General features: G+C 33.4%; 7 protein-coding genes. 3 read left to right on the top strand and 4 right to left on the bottom strand.

Features of this window, described 5'->3' with window-relative positions; genetic code table 11:
• Positions 1 to 120: 120 nt before the first annotated feature.
• Together ACIQ2X_RS13620 and ACIQ2X_RS13615 are read right to left on the bottom strand one after the other, a co-directional pair.
• Positions 121 to 435 (bottom strand): hypothetical protein, encoded by a 315-nt coding sequence (locus tag ACIQ2X_RS13620; RefSeq protein WP_396179479.1) that lies wholly within the window; start codon positions 433 to 435, stop codon positions 121 to 123.
• Positions 417 to 1,202 (bottom strand): BamA/TamA family outer membrane protein, encoded by a 786-nt coding sequence (locus tag ACIQ2X_RS13615; protein WP_396179478.1) that lies wholly within the window; start codon positions 1,200 to 1,202, stop codon positions 417 to 419. The genes ACIQ2X_RS13620 and ACIQ2X_RS13615 overlap by 19 nt, the downstream gene beginning before the upstream one ends.
• Positions 1,203 to 1,523: 321 nt before the next feature.
• Between ACIQ2X_RS13615 and ACIQ2X_RS13610 the strand changes: the two genes are divergently transcribed.
• The 3 genes from ACIQ2X_RS13610 to ACIQ2X_RS13600 are packed head-to-tail and all read left to right on the top strand — an operon-like array spanning position 1,524 to position 3,845.
• A complete protein-coding gene (locus ACIQ2X_RS13610; RefSeq protein WP_396179477.1) occupies positions 1,524 to 2,264 on the top strand; it encodes a prolipoprotein diacylglyceryl transferase in 741 nt (246 codons plus the stop codon).
• Positions 2,254 to 3,654, top strand: coding sequence for a radical SAM protein (locus ACIQ2X_RS13605; RefSeq protein WP_396179476.1), 1,401 nt, complete (start codon positions 2,254 to 2,256; stop codon positions 3,652 to 3,654). Before ACIQ2X_RS13610 ends, ACIQ2X_RS13605 begins: the two co-directional genes overlap by 11 nt.
• A complete protein-coding gene (locus tag ACIQ2X_RS13600; RefSeq protein ID WP_396179475.1) occupies positions 3,651 to 3,845 on the top strand; it encodes a hypothetical protein in 195 nt (64 codons plus the stop codon). Before ACIQ2X_RS13605 ends, ACIQ2X_RS13600 begins: the two co-directional genes overlap by 4 nt.
• 270 nt (positions 3,846 to 4,115) lie before the next feature.
• On the opposite strand, the gene ACIQ2X_RS13595 is transcribed toward ACIQ2X_RS13600, so the two are convergent.
• Positions 4,116 to 4,802: a hypothetical protein gene (locus ACIQ2X_RS13595; protein WP_396179474.1), complete on the bottom strand. Its 687-nt coding sequence runs from the start codon at positions 4,800 to 4,802 to the stop codon at positions 4,116 to 4,118.
• Positions 4,802 to 5,190: SIMPL domain-containing protein (locus ACIQ2X_RS13590; RefSeq protein ID WP_396179473.1), on the bottom strand; the 389-nt coding region annotated here is incomplete at its 5' end. The genes ACIQ2X_RS13590 and ACIQ2X_RS13595, both read right to left, overlap by 1 nt.

The raw sequence follows: 5,190 nt of genomic DNA, 5'->3' as shown, positions 1-5,190 counted from the left end.
TTGATCCTTACAATAAATTGATTGACACGAATTCTGAAGACAACCGGCAGAAGTTGTAAATCGTATCACTTAAATTAATTTTTAAACCCTTTCAAATGTGATGTTTGAAAGGGTTTTTTCTTAAAAAGACTCCCCAATAAACAAGTAAAAGCCGCCGCCTTCTCTGGTAAAAGCATAGTCAGCCCTTGTCCAAATATCTTTTTTAGGAAACAACAAAAATCGGACACCTGCACCACCTGAGAATTTAAGATTCGGCATTGTGACATTGTTCAAATCTTTAAACACGGTTGCTGTTCCTGCAAAAACGGCTGCTCCAAGACGGTTGGTAAATTTTAACGGAATGGGCAAAAATCGCATTTCGACTTGAGTAGCTACTTGATGGTTGTCTCGGTATCGACCAAAATAGTAACCTCGCATCATGCTCTCGCCACCCATTTGAGCAAGTTGATTGAAAGGAACATCCCAAAATTAAACTGACCCAATAACTGAGCAGCCAAAACATTGTTTTTTCCGATGGGTTTGTAAAATCTGGTATCGGAATTAATGGATGTGAAATTAAAGGTACTTCCCCAACTGGGATTGGAATGTAGCACTGCAAACTCTGAAAAAAAACCTTTTCGAACATTTAAAACGTTGTGCCTATCGTCGCGAACTATTCCCACTCCCAGACCTAAATTTGACGAACCGTTACTGCCCAATGGGAATTCAAAATTATTTACCGCTCTTTCGTTAACAATAAAATCTACCGCTGATAAACTTTGATAATCGACCTCTACACCTAAAAACACATTTTTCTTTATCTTTTTCAAGAAGCGTTCCTTGACCAAAATTTGATTGGCATCTACCCGGGCCGTGTAATCTTCAGGCGTGTTCGTTCCAATGCCATGATAGTACAAGGGAAAACTCTGAAAACGCAATCTTCCAAGCAAAAACCACTCATCTTGAGCCGTATAAATGGCATGGTCAAACCACAAACCGTATTGATTTTCTAGCGTAATAAAAGCAAAACTATTGATTTCACTTAATCTATTTGTGGTATCCCGCTCTGCATAGTACACATATACTGAACTTAATCCTATTTCCCAAGTTGTTTCAGGAGCATAGGCAATCGTGGGATAAACTAAAAGTTGGGGCTCCTCAATCTCGCTTTGGTTATTTATAAGATTGTCTAAGTACCTTTTAAAAACGTTTTGTGCGTTCAAACTAGCTCCGCTGCAGAGCACAAATACTAGTATCCCAATTCTTGCCAACACCCCACACCTCATACGCTTTTTTTTAAAAACTAATAATTCAAAACAAATAAACACCACGCTACAAATAGAATTCTTTTTTTAGTAAAATTAGATGACTTAGGTTAAGAAATTTGATTTTATTAAAAAATTTTGAGCCTTTTAGAACATTCTATCTATTTTAAGAACTTGTGAAATGGAAAGTCATTGACCAGAAAAGCGAAAAACAATATTTTTTTGCATCTTTACACTACCCGATTATTTAATCAGATATTTTAACAAGAGCCCATTTTTATGACCGTTCCATTTGAGCCGATACTTTTTGATTACGAAATCAATGTGCATCTGATAATGGAGTATTTGGCATTTTTTCTCGGCTATCGTTACTATGTCTTTTTACGAAAAAAAACCACCGATTTTATTGAATCTACCAACCGATTATCTATTATTTTAGGAGCTGCCATTGGAGCATTTTTAGGTTCTAGAATTGTTGGTTTTCTTGAAAATCCGGTTTGGCCAACGGATATTTATTCATTACTAAATCTCTTCAATACCAAGACGATTATGGGCGGATTGTTCGGCGGACTTTTGGGTGTAGAATTGACAAAAAAGTTGATTGGCGAAAAACAATCCTCAGGCGATTTATTTACCTTACCCATAATTCTCGGTATATTTATTGGTAGAATTGGCTGTTTTCTATCGGGGACAAACGAGTTTACGTATGGAAAAACAACCTCATTTTTCGCAGGAATGAATCTCGGCGATGGACTCAAAAGGCATCCCATTGCTTTATATGAATTGTTGTTTTTAGCAATTTTGTTTGTGTTTTTATGGAAATTGAAACATACAAATTTAAAAAATGGATTGCTGTTTGAGTATTTTATGATTGCGTACTTTACTTTTCGATTTTGTATAGAATTTATAAAACCCAATAGTTTCTTTTTTGTAGGATTGAGTTCGATTCAAATTTTATGCTTAATTTGTCTCGGTTGTTATCGCAAAACAATTTTAAATCTAGTAAAAAATGCCGGTTAGAAAATACACCTATTACGATTTTACATTGAGTCTTTGTCCGGAATGCTTGAAGCGGATTGACGCTAAAATTGTTTTTGAAGATGAGCATGTGTATATGCTCAAAAGATGTCCAGAACACGGCAATTCGAAAGTGCTCATTGCTGATGATATTCCTTATTATAAAAACATTCGAAACTATAACAAACCTTCTGAAACGCCGTATACGTTCAACACTAAAACACATTATGGTTGTCCGTATGATTGCGGATTGTGTCCCGATCACGAACAGCATTCTTGCCTTACGGTTATCGAAATTACTGATAGATGTAACTTGACTTGTTCTACTTGTTATGCAGGATCGTCGCCTTCTTATGGACGACATAGAACATTGGAAGAAGTAACAACGATGCTCGATACCATTGTTTTAAACGAAAAAGAACCCGATGTGGTGCAAATAAGCGGAGGCGAACCAACCATACATCCGCAGTTTTTCGAGATTTTGGATTATGCAAAATCACTCCCAATTCGGCATTTGATGTTGAATACCAATGGAATCAAAATTGCAAAAGACAAGGAGTTTGCCCGAAAATTAAAAAGTTATGCTCCTGATTTTGAAATTTATCTACAGTTTGATTCCTTCGAAGACAGCGTTTTACAAGAATTAAGAGGTGCCGATTTGAGTGAGATTCGCAAACAAGCTATCGAAAATTTAAACGAATTAAATGTATCAACTACCTTGGTCGTAACCCTTCAAAAAGGATTAAACGATCACGAAATTGGAAAAATAATTGATTTTGCATTAAAACAGAAATGCATTCGGGGCGTTACTTTTCAGCCGACACAAATTGCGGGAAGATTGGAGCATTTTAATCCCGCAACCGACAGAATGACTTTGACCGAAGTGCGAAGAAAAATTTTGGAACAAACCTCAATTTTTAATTCTGATGATTTACTTCCAGTGCCTTGCAATCCCGACGCTTTGGTAATGGGTTATGCTTTAAAATTAGGCGATGAAGTTTTTCCATTGACGCGGTACATCAATCCAAACGACTTGCTCGACAACAGTAAAAATACCATTATATACGAACAAGATGAAGCGCTTCAGGAAAAAATGATTGAATTGTTCAGCACTGGAAATTCGGTAGAAGTAGCCGAAGAAAATTTAAAATCCATCTTGTGTTGTTTGCCCAATATTGATGCTCCTGATTTGGGATACGATAATTTGTTCCGAATTATCATTATGCAATTTATTGATGCTTATAATTTTGATGTTCGCGCAATTAAAAAATCGTGTGTTCATATTGTCAACAAGGATAATAAAATTATTCCGTTTGAAACGATGAATTTGTTTTATCGGGATGACAAACGAGAAAAGCTGGAAGAATTAAGAACTAAAATAGAAAAAATATGATCGCCTTAGAAGGAGGAAGTTATGGTGGAATTATAATTCTTTTTATTGCTATTATGGTTGAACCACCTATTTTTTTAACGATAATTGGTCTCAGCATTAGGAAGAAATATCTTAAAGCAGCAAAAGTGTTGTATATTTTAGCAACCGTTTATTTAATTGCCGGATTGGGCATTTGTGGGAGTATGTTTTAAGAAAAAGCAGAAAAACGTTCGCTTTCGGGTTTTAATTATTTATTTTTTAGGATGCTCTTTTAATAAATATTGTAGTAGTGATGCTTATTCAGTAATCGCAGTTTTATTATTTCTGAGTTAAATGATGTTATTCATTTACAAAAAATGAATGCTTTGCGAATTGGCGGAAATAAGAAATCCCACATTTTTCTCTCAAACGCTAATTTTGCATATACAATTAAGAACAAAGCCTACTATGCTGCAAAATTCATTATGACAGAAATTAATAAACTATAATATCCTAATTTTGTATGTTACCCATAAATTATAAGCACCTTCTTTTGTTGGGTTGCTATTTACTTCAAGATCATTTAACTTTTCAAATATAGAATACATCATTTCTTTTCTTTCATCATCTAAATCATCCATTCCTAAAAGTTCAAAAACATCATTAGCATCAGACGTATCATCATCAATACTTACAACTTCCAAAATTTCATAATTTAAAATTTTTGCTAGCTCTTTTGCTTTGCTTTGTGTGTTTTTAAAAGCTAAAATTGCTTTTTTATCTTCATCTAAAAAAGAGGTGTCAGAAAATTTATAATACGTTTTTCCACGTTTTATTCCACTTGAATTTATTATTTTTTGAATTTTATTTTCATTACAATCTAATGAAACTACTAATTCGTAAGATTTACTATTCTCAGGATTGATGTTTAGTGTTTCTTTATGAATTAATTTGTACTCCATTTTTTCAGATTTCAAATTTTGGTTAAATTCATCTACTTGAACTTCAATTGTTTTGTCTTGAGTTATTGGGTTGCAAATTTCTGAATTAAATTCAAAATTCAATAATATCGCTTTCTTTTCTGCTATTTCAGAATACCTGCTATTGCCTAAGATACGAAGAGTTGCTTCTTGGCAAAATCCCCAATTAAAAGTTAAGAATAGAATTAAATATAGATATGTTTTTTTCATCAGTCTAACAATTCATAGGTAATATTTAATGTGTATTTTTTTGTTACACTATCTTGGTCGGTTTCTCCAAAATCTGAGCAACAACTGGCCGATTTGTCCTCAATATTGAGCACTTTACCCACTTTTTTTCCAATCTCTTTAGCGATGCTGTTTGCTTTTCTATTTGCATCATTAATAGCTTGTTTACTTAAGTTGGTTTCGATATTTGGATCAATGTTTAAATATAAAAACTTTATCATTTCAGTTTTAAATCCTGTGTTTTTGATTAAATTAATTTTACCTAAAGTTTCTTTATTTGTTATATCTAGATAATAAAATTCACTTTTTAAATTATTGTTTTTTGCCGAATTTTTATTCTTGTAGTTTTTGAAAATTTGATTTTCTTTTA

It is taken from the genome of Flavobacterium sp., assembly GCF_044368625.1.
In the GTDB taxonomy this organism is placed as follows: domain Bacteria; phylum Bacteroidota; class Bacteroidia; order Flavobacteriales; family Flavobacteriaceae; genus Flavobacterium.
This window is presented reverse-complemented; position numbering and strand designations above follow the sequence as displayed.